The organism is Streptomyces sp. NPDC045431 (genome assembly GCF_040646655.1).
In the GTDB taxonomy this organism is placed as follows: domain Bacteria; phylum Actinomycetota; class Actinomycetes; order Streptomycetales; family Streptomycetaceae; genus Streptomyces.
In genome coordinates, this window is the sequence record NZ_JBEZAQ010000004.1 from 93,145 (window position 1) to 110,488 (window position 17,344).

Genomic DNA, 17,344 nt, shown 5'->3' on the forward strand with positions numbered 1-17,344 from the left:
CGAGGCCCCGCTCGCTCAGGCCCTCCGCTTAGCTGAGGCCCGCCGTCCGCGCCCGTTCCACCGCCGGGCCGATGGCCTTCGCGACCGCCTCGACGTCCGCGTACGTGGACGTGTGGCCGAGCGTGAAGCGCAGGGTGCCGCGCGCCAGATCGGGGTCGGTGCCGGTGGCGAGCAGGACGTGACTGGGCTGGGCGATGCCGGCCGTACAGGCGGAGCCGGTGGAGCACTCGATGCCCTGGGCGTCCAGGAGCAGCAGCAGCGAGTCGCCCTCGCAGCCGGGGAAGGCGAAGTGCGCGTTGGCGGGCAGGCGGCCCGCCGGGTCGGGGTCGCCGCCGAGGACGGCGTCCGGGACTGCCGTGCGGACGGCGTCGACCAGCGCGTCGCGCAGGGCGCCGACCTCGCGGGCGTACGCCTCGCGGCGCTCGGCGGCGAGCCGCCCGGCGACGGCGAAGGCGGCGACGGCCGGCACGTCGAGGGTGCCGGAGCGGACGTGGCGCTCCTGGCCGCCGCCGTGCAGCACCGGGACGGGGGTGTACTCGCGGCCCAGCAGCAGGGCGCCGATGCCGTACGGGCCGCCGATCTTGTGGCCGGAGACCGTCATGGCGGCGAGGCCCGAGTCGGCGAAGGAGACCGGGACCTGGCCGAGGGCCTGCACGGCGTCGGAGTGCAGGGGGACACCGAACTCCCGCGCGACGGCGGCGAGTTCGGCGACCGGCATGACGGTGCCGATTTCGTTGTTGGCCCACATCACGGTGGCGAGCGCGACGCTGCCCGGGTCCCGCTCGATGGCCTCGCGCAGGGCGTCCGGGTGGACGCGCCCGTACGCGTCGACGCGCAGGTACTCGACCGTGGCGCCCTCGTGCTCGCCGAGCCAGTGCACGGCGTCCAGGACGGCGTGGTGCTCGACGGGGCTGGCGAGCACCCGCACGCGACGCGGATCGGCGGCCCTGCGGGCCCAGAAGAGGCCCTTGACGGCGAGGTTGTCGGCCTCGGTGCCGCCGGAGGTGAGGACGACCTCGCTGGGGCGGGCCCCCAGCGCCTCGGCGAGGGTCTCGCGGGCCTCCTCGACGGTACGGCGGGCCCGGCGTCCGGCGGAGTGCAGCGAGGACGCGTTGCCGGTGACGGGGAGCTGGGCGGTCATCGCCTCGATCGCCTCCGGGAGCATCGGAGTCGTCGCGGCGTGGTCGAGGTAGGCCATGGTGCCTCGATTCTACGAGGCGGGGGCCGGGCGGCGGCGCCGACCGCGAGCGCCCGGCCGGGCCGGGGCTAGGGGGTGTCTTGTCGATCAGGCCGGATCAGGGAGCGGCGTCTGGTGCATGGGGTCTCCCCAGGCCCCTTGGGGCCGAGGGGACGGATCGCAAGGGGGAGGAGGGAGCCTCCCCCGTTGCCCGCAGGGCTACGGGGGCCATTGGCGACCGACGACAACGCGGCGTGGGGGCACCCCCAGGCGAAGCTCTGGGGGAGCGGTGCCAGGCGTCGCGAGCCCGGCAAGATCGGCGAGACCCCCCTACGGCCGGGGCGCGCGGGCGAGTTGGCGGGACTGGGCGACCAGGCGGTCGGCGCTGTCCCAGACCTCGGCGTCCTCCTCCAGGAAGCCGCCGGCGAGGTTGCGCGTGGTGATGGCGACCCGCAGCGGCCCGGGGGCGGGGCGGCAGCGTATGTGGGTGGTGAGTTCGACGGTCGGGGTCCAGCCCGTGAGGCCCAGCTCGAAGGAGGTCGGCGGCAGCGCGTCGACGGTGAGGAGGAGGGACAGCGGGTCGGGTTCGCGGCCGTCGGCGAGGCCGAACCAGCCGCGCATCTCGCCCTTGCCGGACGGGGCGCCGAGCGCCCAGCCGAGCGTCGCGGGGTCGAGCTTGATGTCGAGGCGCTCGGTGATCGCGGACGAGCCCGGGATCTGCGGGGCCGGGCCGTCGGAGGGGCCGAAGCAGTGCTCGCGCGGCGGGATGGCGGGCGGCTTGGCGGTGGTGCGGACGTCGTCGGGGAGCGCGTCGAGGTCGCCGTAGGAGGCGAGGACCCGGATGCGCTCGACCTCGGAGCCGTCGTCCGCGTACTGGAAGAGGGACGCCTGGCCGGTGGAGAGGGTCCGGCCGGTGCGGACGGTCTCGGTCCGGATGACGGCGGGTCCGGGCACCGAGGGCGTCAGGTAGTGCGCCGAGATCGTGAACGGGTCGGGGTGCGGCAGGGCCTCCCCGAGGGCGCGGCCCAACAGGGCGAGGAGGTAGCCGCCGTTGACGGCGTGGATGATCGTCCAGCCGGCGGAGAGCTCGGCGTCGTAGACGCCCGGCTCGCGCAGGGTCACCGCGGTGTCGCGGTCGAACTCGTACTCGAACTCGGACTCGAACTCGCTGTTCATGGCACGGAACCGTACAGCAGGAAACTACTAAGCGGTAGCTTTCTGCGGGAGTTCGTCCTCGGAGCGGGCGGAGCGGCGGTTCCACGCCCGCGGCGCACGCCAGTGGAACCGCAGGGCGAGCAGGCGCAGGACGAACGTGGTGAGGGCGGCGAGACCACTGGTGAAGGGGTTCAGCATCTCGAAGCGGATGCAGAGCGCGACCATGGTGGCGCCGACGATGGCGGGCACGGCGTACAGGTCCCGGTCCCAGCGCAGCAGCGAGGGCACCTCGTTCGCGAGTACGTCGCGCAGCACGCCGCCCCCGACGCCGGTGGCGAGGCCGAGCACGGCCGAGAAGGTCAGGCCCAGGCCGTGCTCGTACGCCTTCGTCGTCCCGGACACGCAGAAGAGGCCGAGGCCGGCGGCGTCGAAGACGTTCACGGCGGTCTGGGTGCGCTCCACCTGCGGGTGCAGGAAGAAGACCAGGACCGTGGCGACCAGCGGCATCACGAAGTAGCCGAGGTCGGTGAAGGCGGCGGGCGGTACGGCCCCGATGACCAGGTCCCGGAACAGCCCCCCGCCCAGCGCGGTGACCTCCGCGAGGACCGCGATGCCGAACACGTCGAAGTTCTTGCGTACGGCGAGCAGCGCGCCGGAGATCGCGAAGACGAAGATCCCGACGAGCTCGAGCGCGTGTTGGACGGAGGGCGTGAAGAGTTCCTGGAGCACCGGACAGTTCTACATGGTCCGGTGCTCCGGGCCGTCACACGACCTCGCCGGCCTTGTCCTCCACCTTGGCGGCCGGCTCCCCGGACGCCGGCGCCTCGGGCTCCGACGCCACCGCCGCCGTCTCCGTGACCGCCTCGATGCCCGTCGCGCGGGTCCGCTCGACCGTGCCCGCCTCGATCTCGGCCGCGAAGTGGCAGGCCACCTTGTGCCCGCCTCCCACGTCCCGCAGCTCCGGCCGGTCCGTCGCGCACAGCGTGTCCTGCTTCCACGGGCAGCGCGTGTGGAAGCGGCACCCGGTGGGCGGGTCGGCGGGCGACGGGAGGTCGCCGTGGAGCAGGATCCGCTCCCGGCGGTCCTCGACCTCCGGGTCCGGCACCGGCACCGCCGACATCAGGGCCTTGGTGTACGGGTGCTTCGGCGCGGCGTACAGCGCGTCGCTCGGCGCCTCCTCCACGAGCGACCCCAGGTACATCACGCCGATGACGTCCGAGATGTGGCGCACCACGGCCAGGTCGTGCGCGATGACCAGGTAGGTCAGGCCGAGCTGCTCCTGGAGCTCCTCCAGGAGGTTGATCACCTGGGCCTGGATCGACACGTCGAGCGCGGAGACCGGCTCGTCGCAGATGATCAGGTCCGGTTCGAGGACCAGCGCGCGGGCGATGCCGATGCGCTGGCGCTGGCCGCCGGAGAACTCGTGCGGATAGCGCGACAGGGCGTTGTCCGGGAGGCCCACCCGGGCGAGGATCGCCTTGATCTTCTCGCGGCGCTCCTCCTGGTTGGCGCCGATCCCGTGCGCGGCCATGCCCTCGGAGAGGATCGACTCGATGTTCTGGCGCGGGTTGAGGCTGCCCAGCGGGTCCTGGAAGACCATCTGGAGGCGGCGCCGGAAGCGGCGCATCTCCTCGTCCGGCAGCTTCGCCAGGTCCGTACCGTCGAAGACGGCCTCGCCGTCCGTGACGTCGACCAGGCGCAGCACCGCGCGCCCCAGCGTCGTCTTGCCGCAGCCGGACTCGCCGACGAGCCCGTACGTCTGGCCCGCCTCGACGGACAGCGAGACTCCGTCGACCGCGTACACATGGCCGACCGTACGGTCGAAGAGCATGCCCTTGCGGATGGGGAAGTGGACCTTGAGGTCGTTGAGTTCGAGCAGGCTCATGCCGAGACCTCCGCCGTGGGCAGGACCGGGGGCAGGACCGGGTTGACGCAGCGCACCTGGTGTCCGGCCGCTCGTGGTTCGGTCAGTTCGGGGGTGCCGGTGAGGCACTCCATCGTGTAGTGGTCGCAGCGGGGCGCGAAGGCGCAGCCGTCGGCCCAGGCGATCTTGTCGTTGATGGAGCCGCGGATGGGGTTGAGCGGCTCGCCGCGGGGGGCGTCCAGGCGGGGGATGGAGCCGAGCAGGCCGTGCGCGTACGGGTGGGTGGGGTGCGCGAACAGCTCGCGGCGGCCCGCGGACTCCACCACCTTGCCCGCGTACAGGACGTTGACCTGGTCGCACAGGCCCGCGACGACGCCCAGGTCGTGGGTGATCATCAGCAGGGCGGTGCCCTCCTGGTCCACCAGCTCCTTGAGCAGCTCCAGGATCTGCGCCTGGATGGTGACGTCCAGGGCGGTGGTCGGCTCGTCGGCGATGAGCAGGCGGGGGGCGCACGCGACCGCCATGGCGATCAGCGCGCGCTGGCGCATACCGCCGGAGAGCTGGTGCGGGTACTCCTTGAGGCGCCGGGCCGGGTCCGGGATGCCGACCCGGTCGAGCAGGGACGCGGCCTCCTTGCGGGCGGGCTCGCCCTTCAGGCCCCGGTGGCGCTCCAGGATCTCGGTGACCTGGACCCCGACCGGTACGACCGGGTTCAGCGACGACAGCGGGTCCTGGAAGATCATCGCCAGTTGGCTGCCGCGCATGTCGCGCAGTTGCTTGGGGCTCATGGTCAGCAGGTCGGCGCCGTCGAACGCGGCGCGGCCGGTGACCGTGACGCCCTTGCGCGGCAGCAGGCCCATCAGCGCGAGCGAGGTCACGGACTTGCCGCAGCCCGACTCGCCGACCAGGCCGACGACCTGGCCCTGGTCGACATCGAAGGAGACGCCGTCCACGGCCGTCGAGGGCGTACGGCCGCGCCCGCCGAAGGTGACGGTGAGTTCGTCCACAGAGAGCAGTGGCATGGCAGTTCAGCCTCGCAGCTTCGGGTCGAGGGCTTCGCGCATGGCCTCGCCGAGCAGCGTGAAGCCGAGGGCGGTGATGATGATCCCGATCGCCGGGAAGAGCGACATCATGGGCGCGTTGTCGAAGAACCGCTGCGCCTGGGAGAGCATCACGCCCCACTCGGGGACGGCCGGGTCCGGGTTGCCGAGGCCGAGGTAGGACAGGGCCGCCGCCTCGATGATCGCGGTGGCGAGGCTGAGGGTCGCCTGGACGATCACGGGGCTGAGGGAGTTCGGCAGGATCTGGGTCATGACGATGCGCCGCTTGCGCACGCCCAGCGCCCGTGCCGCGAGTACGTAGTCGGAACCGCCCTGGGTGAGCATCGAACCGCGCAGCAGGCGGGCGAAGATCGGCACCTGCACCACACCGACGGCGATCATCACGGTGGTGAGGGACTGGCCCATCACCGCGGCGATGGAGACGGCGAGCAGCAGCGACGGCAGCGACAGCATGATGTCGGTGATGCGCATGACGACGGTGTCGATCCGGCGGCCCGCCGGGCCGCCGAGCGTCGCCGCGGCGCCGGAGAGCAGGCCGATGAGCGCGCCCACGATCAGGCCGATGAGCATCGACACGACACCCACGAGCAGGGTCTGCCGCGCGCCGACGAGGAACCGGGACAGCTGGTCGCGGCCGAGGTGGTCCAGGCCGAACCAGTTGTCGCCGCGCGGCCCGACGAACTTGCCCTGGTTGGGGAAGACCTCACCCCGCCAGGTCTGCGCGGTGGGGGCGTACGGCGCGATCCAGGGCCCGATCACGGCGACGACGACGAACACGGCGATGACCGCGGCGCCGACGAGCGCCATCTTGCTGGCTTTGAGGCGGCGGAACGCCTCACGCCACAGGCTGCCGCCGGCGGTGGCCTCGCTCCGTACGGTGAGCTGGGCGAGGCGGTCGATCTTGTCAGTCTTGGTGCTCACGTCAGTGCACCCGCACTCTCGGGTCAATGAGGCTGTACGCCAGGTCGACCAGCAGGTTGATGAGGACGTACACCATGGCGATGAACATGATGAAACCGACGAGCACGGGGTAGTCGCGGTCGTCGATCGCGGTCCGGATGAAGGAGCCGATACCGCCGAAGGCGAAGACGGACTCGGTGAGCACCGCGCCCGACAGCAGCGATCCGGTCAGCAGGCCGATCGTGGTGACCACCGGCAGCAGCGCGTTGCGCAGCACGTGCCGTCCGCGTACGACGCGCTTCTCCAGGCCCTTGGACTCGGCGGTGCGGACGTAGTCCTCGCCGAGCACCTCCAGGACGCTGGCGCGGGTCATGCGGACGATGACCGCCAGGGGGATGGAGGAGAGGGCGACGGCCGGCAGCACCAGGTGCATGAGCGCGTCCCACGAGGCGTCGAACTCGCCGGTCAGCAGCCCGTCGAGGACGGCGAAGCCGGTGACCTCGGTGGCGTCCATGCCGGTCGACAGCCGGCCGTAGCTGGGGAAGAGGCCCAGGTTGACGGCGAAGACGCCCTTGAGCAGCAGGGCGAGGAAGAACACCGGGACGCAGATGCCGACCAGCGAGCCGGACACCGCCGTGACGTCCAGCCAGCTGCCGCGCCGCCGGGCCGCGAAGTACCCCAGCGGGATGCCGACGACGACGGCGATGAGCATCGCCGCCAAGCCGAGTTCGACCGTGGCCGGGAAGCGCAGGATGAACTCGTCCCACACCGGCTGCCCGGTCTGGGTGGAGGTTCCGAGGTCCAGCTCGAAGAGTCGCTTGAGGAAGCGCCCGTACTGCACCCAGACCGGCTGGTCGAGGCCCAGGATGCGGTTGATGCGCGCCACTTCGGCTTCGGTCGCCCGCTCGCCCAGGATCGCTGAGGCGGGTCCGCCGGGCAGCCGGTTCAGCCAGAGGAAGAGCAGAACCGACAGGCCGAGCAGGGTGGGTATGAGCTGTAGCAGTCTTCGTACGACGAGTCGCAGCACCCCGCATGCCCCTTTCTTAACGTGCGTGAGATGCGGGTCCGCCCGGCCACCGACGATGCCGTGGCCGGGCGGACCCCGCGTGGGATGCGATTACTTGAAGGAGACCTCGGCGAAGTTCTCCTGCGTCAGCGGGGAGACCTTCGGCGGGTTGACGTTCTTGCCGAACGCGATGGCGGGCGGCGAGGAGGAGATCGGCAGACCCGGCAGGTAGTCCATGATCACCTCGTTGGCCTTCTTGTACGCCTCGACGCGCTTGACGGGGTCCGCCTCCTTCGAGCCGGCGGTCACCGCCTCGAAGACCTTGGCGTCCTTGAAGCCCCACTGCTTGTCGTACTCGGCGAACCAGGTGCCGATGAAGTTGTAACCGTCGTTGTAGTCACCGGTCCAGCCGAGCATGTGCAGGGGGCAGGCACCGGCCTCGGTGGCGTCCAGGTAGTCCGGGGCCCACTTCATGGGCTTGGGGGTGACCTTGATGCCGGCCTTCTCCAGGTCGGACTTCATCAGCTCGAAGATGTCCTGCGGAGCGGGCATGTACGGGCGGGTGACCTCGGTCGGGTAGCAGAACTCGATGCTCAGACCGGACGCGCCCGCGGACGCGAGGAGCTGCTTGGCCTTGTTGGTGTCGAACGGGTACTTCTTCACCTTGTCCGAGTGGCCGGCGATCGTGTCCGGCATGAACTGCGTGGCCGCCTTGCCGCCCTCGGGGAGCTGCGTCTTGACGATGTTCTCGCGGTCGATGGCGTGCGCGATGGCCTGGCGCACCTCGGGCTTCTGCAGCGCCGGGTTCTTCTCCTGCGAGAAGCCGACATAGAAGATGTTGAAGACGTCACGGGTGGGGACCTGGAAGCCCGCGTTCTCCAGCGTCTTCACATCGGCCGGGGCGACGAGGTCGTAACCGTCGATGTCACCGGCCTGGAGGGCCTGGCGGCGGCCGTCCTCGGTGTCGATGGTGCGGAAGACCAGGTTCTTGATCTTGGCCTTCTCGCCCCAGTAGTCGTCGAAGCGCTCGAGGGTGACTTCCTTGTTGCCCTTGTTCCACTTCACGATCTTGTACGGGCCGGTGCCGGCGACCGTGCCGGCCTCCTGGCTGTACTTGGGGTACGTGATGGCCTCGCCCTTGGCGGTGGCCTCCTGCTTCTCGTACTCCTTGAGGGCCTTCGGCGAGTGGATCGCCAGGGCCTGGAGGGAGAAGCCGCCGGGGAGCGTGGCGGAGGGCTCGTTCACCGTGATGACGGCGGTGTTCTCGTCCTTGGCGGCGCAGGACTTGTAGTTCGGCTTCGGGGCTTCCTTGTCCTCGTTCTTGGCGAAGCCGCCGAGGATGCTCTGCCAGTAGTACGAGACCGCGCTGGACTGGTACGTACCCTTCCAGTTGAACCAGTGGTCGTAGTTCGCGCAGACGGCCGCGGCGTTGAACGCCTCGCCGTCGTGGAACTTCACGCCCTTGCGGAGGTTGAACGTCCACACCGTGCCGGTCGGGTCGCTCGACCACTTCTCGGCCAGCCCGCCGACGAGCTTGCTGCCGCCCGACTCGTGCTCCAGCAGCGCCTCGAACGCCTGCCGGGTCACCCGGAAGGTCTCACCGTCGCTCGCCAGGGCGGGGTCGAGGGAGGAGGGGTCACCTGCGCCGGCGAACACGAAGGTGTCCTTGTCACCGGCCTTGTCGTCGCCCTTGCCGCGCTCACTGGCACAGCCCGTGGCGATCATCCCGACGGCCAGCGCCGCCGTGATCGCCCGGACGGACCGGGACTTGAATATTCGCATGGGTCCCCCCAGGGGTTCCGCCGTGACGGGAGAGTGGTGGTCTTGACCGGCCGAACACTACCCAGGCGTACGTCGACGGAGAACAGTCCGCATAGCGGTGATACCTACCTGAGACCCGGACACTCGCCAAACCGGTCAGTTCCGGGACAAGCGCGTGGGGAGGCGTAACACCCGTGACATGTGGGGCGGTTCGGCGGGCCGCTCCGGCGGGGTGCGGAGGCGGGCGTCGCGGGGTGGGCGTCCAAGGGGTGGGCCCGGCCCGCGCGGGCGATGTGGCGCAATCACACGGCTCCCGTATTGACGCGAGCATGCCATGCTTGCCCGGTCTTGCCCGGCGTCCGTTCACGCCCCCCGCCGCACCAGGCGGTGGGGCCAGCCTGCGGCGGCAGGGCGTCCGCGGGGTGCAGGACGCCGACGGCAAGACCGGCAAGACCGGCGTCGGCGCGTTCGGCTGCGCGCCCTACGTCGGGACCGCGTCCGCGTGGTGCGGGGCCAAATGGGCCTACGGGCCGTTCAACGACCCGCAGGTGTACTTCCTCGACCACACCAGCGACTCCTGGCCGGTGACGGACGCCCGGGTCGACTGGTACCAGGCGCCCGGCATCGACGCGTACTACCGCTGGCACACGGCAGGGTGCCCCGGGGGCGGCCGTCACTGCGTCCACGTGTACAGCGGCAGTTACGGCAGCGAATGGTACGGCCTGACCGAGGCGACGACGTCCGGCGGCTACTTCGTCGACGGGTCGGTCACCGTCAAGCTCAACGACCAGATCACCCCCAACACCTACGCGGCCCGGCGCAGCGTCGCCTGCCACGAGATGGGGCACGCGCTCGGCCTCGACCACAACGGGTCGACCAACAGCTGCCTGTCCGTACCCGAGTTCCCACAGCACCCGTCCTCGGACGACTTCGGCGTGCTGAACCTGCTCTACCCCAAGCCCGGCACCTGACAGCCGGACGTGTCGCACCGCGCCGGGCCTCCCCCCGCCCGGCGCGGTGCCCCTCGCGTGCGGTGGCCGTCAGGCGCCGCGCGGGGGGTAGCCGTAGCCGCCGCCCGGGAGCATCGGCGCCGTCGCGTGGGCCTCGCGGTCGTAGAAGGGGCGCGCGTTGGCGCGCAGCCACAGGGTGACGGGGTCGTACTCGTCGGACATGGCGACCGTCGAGACGGGCAGCCCGTCCGGCACCGCCACGATCGACTCGCGCATCATCGCGCGGACCGCGTCGACCGAGGCCTGGCTCGTGTCGTACAGGTCGAGGCCGATGGCGAGGTACGGCGAGCCGAGCGCGGGCTGGACCCAGGCGCGGCGCAGGGAGCGGACGGCCGGGGTGCGGTGGGCGTTCTGCGTGAGCAGGGCGTAGAACTGCGGGATCTGGATGCCGGGTTCGGACAGCTTGAGCGGTCCCGCGGGCATCCGGTCGAGGCCCGTGGCGATGCGGCGGAGGTCGGGCCAGGGGATGCCGACGCCGCCACCGGGGGCGTGCGGGTTGAGCCAGACGCCCCAGCGGTCGGGGTAGAGCGCGCGGGCGATGTCGCGGCCGGTGATGACCTCGTGGGCGCGGTTCCAGCCGGAGACGGCGAGCTCCTGGGCGGAGGTGACGCAGGGCGCGTAGCCCAGCCCGTCGACCTCCATGTTGCCGTACTGGGCGTCGGGCGAGCCGGCCTGGCCGTGCCAGAGCAGCATCATGAGCGGGGCCTCGGCGAGGGCCGTGAGCAACGCCTCGTACGCGTCGTAGCGTCCGGGCGTGACGTTGCTCAGCAGCTGCTCGATCGGCCCCGCCGCCGTGGTGCTCTGCACGCTCACCCTGGGTCCCCCTCTTCGGTCCACCGCACCAGCTTAGGGGGTGTCCCGCGGATCGGGCCGAGCCCGGCGGGGTCCAACGACACCCCTAGGGGGTGTCCGGATCGACGGCGGCTCCCCGGTACATGTTCAGCTGAACGTGCGTCGGTAGGTCTGCGGGCTGACGCCGGTGGTGCGTTTGAAGCGGTCACGGAAAGTGGTCGGTGAGCCGAAGCCGACCTGGCGGCCGATGTGCTCCACGGAGTGCTCCGTGGTTTCCAGCAGGTGCTGTGCCTGGCGGATGCGGGCTCGGTGGAGCCACTGGAGCGGGGTGGTGCCGGTCTGGTCGCGGAAGCGCCGGATCAGGGTTCGGGTGCTGGTCCCGGCCCGCTCGGCGATGTCGGCAAGAGGGAGGTCGCGGGCCAGGTTCTCCTGTAGCCAGGTGAGCAGCACCTCAAGTTCGGAGCCCTGCGGTGTGGGTGCGTGATCGTGGACGATGAACTGCGCCTGTCCGCCCTCCCGTTCGAGAGGCATCACTGACAGGCGTGCGGCGTCGGCGGCGACGGCCGAGCCGTAGTCACGGCGGATCATGTGCAGACACAGGTCCATACCCGCCGCGGCACCGGCCGAGGTGAGCAACTGGCCGTTGTCGACGTAGAGGACGTCCGGGTCGACGTCGATGTCCGGGTGAGTGGCGGCCAGAAGACCGGCCGCGCGCCAGTGGGTTGTGACGCGCAGCCCGTCGAGGAGCCCGGTGGCAGCCAAGGGGAAGGTGCCCACGCAGATGGACGCGATCCGGGTGCCGACGGCAGCGGCCGACCGCAGCGCGTCGTGCAAGGCGCGAGAGAGCGGGGCGGCGAGATCGGTGACGCCCGGCACGATGATCGTGTCCGCGCCCTGAAGGCCCTCCAGACCCCAGGGGGCACGCAGGACGAAGGCTCCGGCGTCCACCTCGTCGCGCTCGGCGCACACCCGGACCTGGTAGCCGGGCCGCCCGTCGGGCAGGCGGGTCCGGGAGAAGACCTCGATCGGGGTGGACAGGTCGAACGGGATCACCTGATCCAACGCGAGAACGGCGACCGTATGCATGGCCGGCACCTACCTCCCCATCAGCCTGACGGACCTGGGCCGCCCTTCCGGAAGCTCCATGTCATCGCGGTTCACGCCCTTCGAGAAGGTGTTGGCACTATTCCGTCGAAACGTGTCACCAGTGCCACTGGGCGAGAAACCGGGAAGCCGGTTGACTTCGGAGCATCGCTGGCCGGCCGCCTTCCGTCTTCGAAGGTCACCGGCGAACGCCAGACCACCCCGGAGCAGCCGGCGTGGAGGAAGAAGTCATCCCCTCATGAACCTCGTGTCACCGGTGATCGTCGGCATCATCTACTGCCTGCTGATGTCCCTGATCAGAGAACCGCACCGACGCCACTTCAACGCGATCATGGTGGGCGGAGCCGGCGCTGCCTATCTGAGCGGGGGCGGATTCGGCCCGTGGGAGGTCCCATTCGTCGCACTCATGGCCTACGTCGCCTACCGCGGCCTGGACTCCTGGACCTTCATCGGCGTCGGCTGGCTGCTCCACACGGCCTGGGACCTGGCCCACCACCTCAAGGGTTATCCGATCCTGCCGTTCTACCACGACGCATCCCTGGCATGTGCCGTCTGTGATCCGGTCATCGCCCTGTGGTGCCTGCGCGGAGGACCTTCCCTGATCGAGGTCCGGAGGCTGCGCGAAGGCGGCATGAAGAGGGTGTGGAACAAGTCCGAGTCGACCGGGAACTGAAGCACAGCGTATGTGGCCCTGTAGCCGGCGGCTGTGCGGGCTAAGGCCGCTGGTAGAACGGCCGTACCTTGTCCAGCATCCAGTCGCCCACCGGGTCCTGCGCGATGTCGAGCAGGACCAGGTTGACCGGCCAGGGCACCGCCACGCGGCCGAGCGCCCGGCCGAGGGCGTCCATCGGTACGGTGCGGTCCGCGCCCTCCCAGGAGGAGAGCTGGACGCCGACGAAGAGCGTGGGGGCGCCGCCCTCGATGGAGGCGAGGGTCCGGCGGGCGGTGAGCACGGTGCCGGTGGCCTCGAACTCGGCGGCCGCCGCGGCGAGGAAGTCGACCGGGTCCTCCTGCCAGTCGGGCTCGAACAGCCGCACCCGGGCGCCGCTCGCGGGCCCGTCCAGCGGCGTACGGCCCACCCGGCACAGCTCGGCGACGGCCGGAGGCGGCAGGGGTGCGCCCACGGCTCCGCCGGGGTTGACGGCGATGCCGAGCTGCGGGGGCAGACCGCGCGCGAACTCGACGGCGGGGGCGACGGTGTACGACATGTGGGGCCCGACGCACCGCAGGAACTGCTGCTCGGAGCTGAAGACGGGGACGTACGCCTGGCCGTCCAGCTCCAGCGTGGGCAGGTCGAGGTCCGGGCTGTCGGGGCCGCCGCCCTTGGGGAGCGGGATCCACAGGGGGCTGCGGCCCAGGACCTCGACGAGCCGGGCTCCGGCGGCGGGGTTGCCGAGCGAGGCGGCGAGCACCTCTTCGAGCTCATTGGCCGGCCATGCGGTGTCCACTGGTGTCCCCTCGTCCTTCCCACCCGTGCGGCGCTTGTTCAGGGCACCCTAACCGCCCGGCTCAGCCGAACGTGATACGGGTCAGCGCCGTCGCCGCCGGCCGGTCGAGCAGCACGGCGGACGCGCAGCCGCCGGGCAGCACGCCCTTCTCGGCGTCCCGCACCAGCCGCCCCACCGCCCTGCGGTGCCGCGCGAAGGCGTATCCGGAGACGCCCCGGCCCCGCTCCCGCTGGCCCTCGCGGGCCGCCTGGGGTGTGACGTCCAGCAGGACGAGGTGCAGGGCGCGCCCGCGCCGCCGGGCCTCGCGGGCCAGCCAGCGCCGGACCCACGCCTGGGTGCCGCAGTCGTGGACGACGACGCTCTCGCCGGACCGCAGGGCGCGCCGCAGGCCGGCGTAGTGGGCGATCCGGACGAGGGGGCGGTAGACCGCGTACGGCAGGAGGCGCGGCATGCGGCGCTCCCACCGCTCGCGGGCGTCCTGGGAATCTATGCCGCGTCCCTCGGCCGCGCGGGCGATCAGGGTGGACTTGCCGCTGCCGGGCAGGCCGGAGACGACCACCAGGTCGCCGGCGGCGAAGCCCAGCTCGCGCGGGCAGCGCCCGGCGCGGTCCCGCAGGTCGCGCAGCACGGGCGCGGGCGGGCGGACGGGCGCGGGCACGGCGACCGCGCCCACGCCGGTCACGGCGCCCGTCACGGCGCCGTTCACCGCGCCGGGCACGGCGCCGGTCATCGCGCCGCTCACCGCACCGGTGGCCGCGCAGGCACCTGTCCGCTGGAACCTCATCGCGTACTCCCCCTGCTCGGGCTCGGCCTTCCCCGACCCTTGCCCAAGAAGTGTAAAGAAAGGGTAATAAGGCACAAGCGATTTGCCGATGAGACCCCGCGTGCAATGATGTGCGCGCCACCGCACGCAGGTGCGCACAACCGCATACCGGCCGCTTGAATCCGCGCGGGAGAGTCCCGGGTCCCGCCCGGGCGCCGAAGGAGCAAGTTCCTCCCTTGAATCTCTCAGGCCCCGTACCGCGTGGATGAGGCAGATCTGAAAAGCGGGCCGCCGCGGCGGCTCCACCCAAGGTGCAAGCCGAAGGCCGTCCCCGTACGGTCACGGTGAACCTCTCAGGTTCCGATGACAGATGGGGAGGATCGTCTTCGAGCCATGCCCTGGGAGCCCTATCCATGAGCACTTCCCCCCGCCTCACCGCCCTCGATGCCACGCATCGCGCGCTCGGCGCGACCATGACCGACTTCGCGGGCTGGGACATGCCGCTGCGGTACGGCAGCGAGCGCGACGAGCACAACGCCGTCCGCACGCAGGCCGGCCTCTTCGACCTGTCCCACATGGGCGAGATCACGGTCACGGGCCCGCAGGCCGCCGCCCTCCTCGACTTCGCGCTCGTCGGCAACATCGGCGGCGTCGGTGTCGGCCGCGCCCGCTACACCATGATCTGCCAGGAGGACGGCGGGATCCTCGACGACCTGATCGTGTACCGGCTCCAGGAGCAGGAGTACATGGTCGTCGCCAACGCCTCCAACGCCCAGGTGGTGCTGGACGCCCTCACCGAGCGGGCGGCGGGCTTCGACGCCGTCGTACGCGACGACCGGGACGCGTACGCCCTGATCGCGGTCCAGGGCCCGGAGTCCCCCGGCATCCTGAAGTCGCTCACCGACGCGGACCTGGACGGGCTGAAGTACTACGCGGGGCTGCCGGGCACCGTCGCGGGCGTGCCCGCGCTGATCGCCCGCACCGGCTACACGGGCGAGGACGGCTTCGAGCTGTTCGTGGAGCCTCAGCACGCGGAGAAGCTCTGGCAGGCGCTGACGGAGGCCGGCGCCCCGGCCGGCCTGATCCCCTGCGGCCTGTCCTGCCGCGACACGCTGCGCCTGGAGGCGGGCATGCCGCTGTACGGGCACGAGCTGACGACCGCCCTCACCCCCTTCGACGCGGGCCTCGGCCGGGTGGTCAAGTTCGAGAAGGAGGGCGACTTCGTGGGCCGGGAGGCGCTGGAGGCGGCCGCCGAGCGCGCCCAGATCGCCCCGCCCCGCAAGCTCGTCGGCCTGGTCGCCGAAGGCCGCCGGATCCCGCGCGCCGGGATGCAGGTGGTCGCCGAGGGCGAGGTCGTCGGCGAGGTCACCTCCGGAGCCCCGTCCCCGACGCTGGGCAAGCCGATCGCCATGGCCTACGTGGACGCCGCGTACGCCGCGCCGGGCACGGCGGGCGTCGGTGTCGACATCCGCGGTACCCATGAGCCGTACGAGGTCGTGGCGCTTCCGTTCTACAAGCGCCAGAAGTGACCTCCGGCCCCTTCCGGACCAGTCCCCCGTTCACCAGCACTCCCCCGCGTACAGGAGAATCCCAGTCATGAGCAACCCCCAGCAGCTGCGCTACAGCAAGGAGCACGAGTGGCTGTCGGCCGCCGAGGACGGCGTGTCGACGGTCGGCATCACGGAGCACGCGGCGAACGCGCTCGGCGACGTGGTGTTCGTCCAGCTCCCGCAGGTCGGTGACACGGTGACCGCGAACGAGACCTGCGGTGAGCTGGAGTCGACCAAGTCCGTCAGCGACCTGTACTCGCCGGTGACCGGTGACGTGACGGAGATCAACGAGGACGTCGTGGCCGACCCTTCGCTGGTGAACACCGCACCGTTCGAGGGCGGCTGGCTCTTCAAGGTACGCGTCGCGGAGGAGCCGGAGGGCCTGCTCTCCGCCGACGAGTACACCGCGTTCTCCGGCGAGTAAGGACCCCTTCCCGATGTCGCTTCTCAACACCCCTCTCCACGAGCTGGACCCGGACGTCGCCGCCGCCGTCGACGCCGAGCTCCACCGCCAGCAGTCCACCCTGGAAATGATCGCCTCGGAGAACTTCGCTCCGGTCGCGGTCATGGAGGCCCAGGGCTCGGTCCTCACCAACAAGTACGCCGAGGGCTACCCCGGCCGCCGCTACTACGGCGGCTGTGAGCACGTCGACGTGGTCGAGCAGATCGCCATCGACCGCATCAAGGCGCTCTTCGGCGCCGAGCACGCCAACGTGCAGCCGCACTCCGGCGCCCAGGCGAACGCCGCCGCGATGTTCGCGCTGCTCAAGCCGGGCGACACGATCATGGGTCTGAACCTCGCGCACGGCGGGCACCTGACCCACGGCATGAAGATCAACTTCTCCGGCAAGCTCTACAACGTGGTCGCGTACCACGTCGACGACAAGACCGGCCAGGTCGACATGGCCGAGGTCGAGCGCCTCGCCAAGGAGCACAAGCCGAAGCTGATCGTCGCCGGCTGGTCCGCTTACCCGCGCCAGCTGGACTTCGCCGCCTTCCGCCGCGTCGCGGACGAGGTCGGCGCGTACCTCATGGTCGACATGGCGCACTTCGCGGGCCTGGTCGCGGCCGGTCTGCACCCCTCGCCGGTGCCGCACGCCCACGTGGTCACGACGACGACGCACAAGACGCTGGGCGGCCCGCGCGGTGGCGTGATCCTCTCGACGGCCGAGCTCGCCAAGAAGATCAACTCCGCGGTCTTCCCCGGCCAGCAGGGCGGTCCGCTGGAGCACGTGATCGCCGCCAAGGCCGTGGCGTTCAAGGTCGCCGCGAGCGAGGAGTTCAAGGAGCGCCAGCAGCGCACCCTGGACGGCGCGCGCATCCTGGCCGAGCGCCTGGTCCAGCCGGACGTCACCGAGCACGGCGTCTCCGTCCTGACCGGCGGTACGGACGTCCACCTGGTCCTGGTCGACCTGCGCAACAGCGAGCTGGACGGCCAGCAGGCCGAGGACCGGCTCCACGAGGTCGGCATCACGGTCAACCGCAACGCCATCCCGAACGACCCCCGGCCCCCGATGGTCACCTCGGGCCTGCGGATCGGCACCCCGGCCCTGGCCACCCGCGGCTTCCAGGCCGAGGACTTCCGCGAGGTCGCCGACATCATCGCCGAGACGCTGAAGCCGGACTACGACGCGGCCGCGCTCAAGGCCCGGGTCACCGCGCTCGCCGAGAAGCACCCGCTTTACCCCGGTCTGTAAACTCTTCAAGCGTTACGTAACGTACGCAACAGACTGAACTGCGGGGCACCGCGCAC

Annotated in this window: 17 protein-coding genes and 1 riboswitch; of the genes, 5 read left to right on the forward strand and 12 right to left on the reverse strand. The window is 71.1% G+C overall.

The window, feature by feature from the left end; genetic code table 11:
* Positions 1 to 28: 28 nt before the first annotated feature.
* From AB0A69_RS11560 to AB0A69_RS11595, 8 genes are all read right to left on the reverse strand, one after another.
* Complete coding sequence (locus AB0A69_RS11560; protein ID WP_361418684.1) at positions 29 to 1,198, reverse strand: cysteine desulfurase family protein; 1,170 nt, start codon at positions 1,196 to 1,198, stop codon at positions 29 to 31.
* Between the two features lie 309 nt (positions 1,199 to 1,507).
* Positions 1,508 to 2,353, reverse strand: coding sequence for a thioesterase family protein (locus AB0A69_RS11565; RefSeq protein WP_361418687.1), 846 nt, complete (start codon positions 2,351 to 2,353; stop codon positions 1,508 to 1,510).
* A gap of 27 nt (positions 2,354 to 2,380) precedes the next feature.
* The gene (locus AB0A69_RS11570) at positions 2,381 to 3,061 is read right to left on the reverse strand and encodes a trimeric intracellular cation channel family protein (protein WP_355358540.1); all 681 of its coding nucleotides are present in this window, start codon (positions 3,059 to 3,061) and stop codon (positions 2,381 to 2,383) included.
* Between the two features lie 34 nt (positions 3,062 to 3,095).
* Entirely contained in the window at positions 3,096 to 4,217 is a 1,122-nt protein-coding gene (locus AB0A69_RS11575; RefSeq protein WP_361418691.1) for an oligopeptide/dipeptide ABC transporter ATP-binding protein, read from the reverse strand.
* The gene (locus AB0A69_RS11580; RefSeq protein ID WP_361418694.1) at positions 4,214 to 5,218 is read right to left on the reverse strand and encodes an ABC transporter ATP-binding protein; all 1,005 of its coding nucleotides are present in this window, start codon (positions 5,216 to 5,218) and stop codon (positions 4,214 to 4,216) included. Before AB0A69_RS11580 ends, AB0A69_RS11575 begins: the two co-directional genes overlap by 4 nt.
* 6 nt (positions 5,219 to 5,224) lie before the next feature.
* A complete protein-coding gene (locus AB0A69_RS11585; protein WP_361418697.1) occupies positions 5,225 to 6,178 on the reverse strand; it encodes an ABC transporter permease in 954 nt (317 codons plus the stop codon).
* Position 6,179: 1 nt separating this feature from the next.
* On the reverse strand, positions 6,180 to 7,184 hold the full coding sequence (locus AB0A69_RS11590; protein WP_361418700.1) for an ABC transporter permease: 1,005 nt from the start codon (positions 7,182 to 7,184) through the stop codon (positions 6,180 to 6,182).
* A gap of 90 nt (positions 7,185 to 7,274) precedes the next feature.
* Positions 7,275 to 8,945 carry an ABC transporter substrate-binding protein gene (locus AB0A69_RS11595; RefSeq protein ID WP_361418703.1) on the reverse strand — a complete coding sequence of 557 codons (1,671 nt, stop codon included), beginning with the start codon at positions 8,943 to 8,945 and terminating at the stop codon, positions 7,275 to 7,277.
* A 317-nt stretch (positions 8,946 to 9,262) separates the two neighbouring features.
* Here AB0A69_RS11595 and AB0A69_RS11600 point away from each other — a divergent pair, with 317 nt between their 5' ends.
* A complete protein-coding gene (locus AB0A69_RS11600; protein WP_361418706.1) occupies positions 9,263 to 9,895 on the forward strand; it encodes a hypothetical protein in 633 nt (210 codons plus the stop codon).
* A 69-nt stretch (positions 9,896 to 9,964) separates the two neighbouring features.
* Here the strand turns inward: AB0A69_RS11600 and AB0A69_RS11605 are convergent, their stop codons facing one another.
* Both AB0A69_RS11605 and AB0A69_RS11610 read right to left on the reverse strand, forming a co-directional pair.
* Positions 9,965 to 10,747, reverse strand: coding sequence for an enhanced serine sensitivity protein SseB C-terminal domain-containing protein (locus AB0A69_RS11605; RefSeq protein ID WP_361418709.1), 783 nt, complete (start codon positions 10,745 to 10,747; stop codon positions 9,965 to 9,967).
* A gap of 126 nt (positions 10,748 to 10,873) precedes the next feature.
* Entirely contained in the window at positions 10,874 to 11,812 is a 939-nt protein-coding gene (locus tag AB0A69_RS11610; RefSeq protein ID WP_361418712.1) for a helix-turn-helix domain-containing protein, read from the reverse strand.
* Between the two features lie 256 nt (positions 11,813 to 12,068).
* Here AB0A69_RS11610 and AB0A69_RS11615 point away from each other — a divergent pair, with 256 nt between their 5' ends.
* Complete coding sequence (locus AB0A69_RS11615; protein ID WP_361418715.1) at positions 12,069 to 12,503, forward strand: DUF6010 family protein; 435 nt, start codon at positions 12,069 to 12,071, stop codon at positions 12,501 to 12,503.
* Positions 12,504 to 12,543: 40 nt separating this feature from the next.
* Here AB0A69_RS11615 and AB0A69_RS11620 read toward each other — a convergent pair whose 3' ends face one another.
* Together AB0A69_RS11620 and AB0A69_RS11625 are read right to left on the reverse strand one after the other, a co-directional pair.
* Complete coding sequence (locus tag AB0A69_RS11620; protein ID WP_361418719.1) at positions 12,544 to 13,278, reverse strand: enhanced serine sensitivity protein SseB; 735 nt, start codon at positions 13,276 to 13,278, stop codon at positions 12,544 to 12,546.
* Between the two features lie 61 nt (positions 13,279 to 13,339).
* Positions 13,340 to 14,062 (reverse strand): AAA family ATPase, encoded by a 723-nt coding sequence (locus tag AB0A69_RS11625; protein WP_361418722.1) that lies wholly within the window; start codon positions 14,060 to 14,062, stop codon positions 13,340 to 13,342.
* 156 nt (positions 14,063 to 14,218) lie between these two features.
* Positions 14,219 to 14,311: riboswitch (glycine riboswitch) on the forward strand.
* A 143-nt stretch (positions 14,312 to 14,454) separates the two neighbouring features.
* Here AB0A69_RS11625 and gcvT point away from each other — a divergent pair.
* From gcvT to glyA, 3 genes are all read left to right on the forward strand, one after another.
* Positions 14,455 to 15,570, forward strand: coding sequence for a glycine cleavage system aminomethyltransferase GcvT (gene gcvT, locus AB0A69_RS11630; protein ID WP_361418725.1), 1,116 nt, complete (start codon positions 14,455 to 14,457; stop codon positions 15,568 to 15,570).
* Between the two features lie 67 nt (positions 15,571 to 15,637).
* Positions 15,638 to 16,015 carry a glycine cleavage system protein GcvH gene (gene gcvH / locus AB0A69_RS11635; RefSeq protein ID WP_361418728.1) on the forward strand — a complete coding sequence of 126 codons (378 nt, stop codon included), beginning with the start codon at positions 15,638 to 15,640 and terminating at the stop codon, positions 16,013 to 16,015.
* Between the two features lie 13 nt (positions 16,016 to 16,028).
* Complete coding sequence (glyA, locus tag AB0A69_RS11640; RefSeq protein ID WP_361418731.1) at positions 16,029 to 17,288, forward strand: serine hydroxymethyltransferase; 1,260 nt, start codon at positions 16,029 to 16,031, stop codon at positions 17,286 to 17,288.
* Positions 17,289 to 17,344: the final 56 nt, after the last annotated feature.